The following is a 249-nucleotide window of genomic DNA, read 5'->3' on the forward strand; positions in this document are numbered from 1 at the left end:
GGGTTTACCACCACTGCGGGCAGCATAAAACATTGCGACAACCAGGTGGCGTAATATCCCCCCAGTGACGAACCGACAATACCCAGCGAATCGCCGCCATGTTCCAGGACAATGGATTCCAGCAGTTCTGCCGCGTCGGAAGGATACGGCGGCAACTGCGGAATGATCATCTCAACGTCAGGGTGATGTTCCGCCAGCCAGTTTTTTAACAAGCTCGCTTTTGCAGAGCGCGGCGGGCTGTTGAAACCG

At 55.8% G+C, this 249-nt stretch carries 1 protein-coding gene; it reads right to left on the reverse strand.

Going from position 1 to position 249, the window contains the following annotated elements; all coding sequences use genetic code 11:
* On the reverse strand, positions 1 to 249 hold a 249-nt coding region (locus tag FN960_RS24550), incomplete at both ends, for a YqiA/YcfP family alpha/beta fold hydrolase (RefSeq protein WP_368854072.1).

The organism is Alkalicoccobacillus porphyridii (assembly GCF_007293315.1).
In the GTDB taxonomy this organism is placed as follows: Bacteria; Bacillota; Bacilli; order Bacillales; family Bacillaceae_D; genus Alkalicoccobacillus; species Alkalicoccobacillus porphyridii.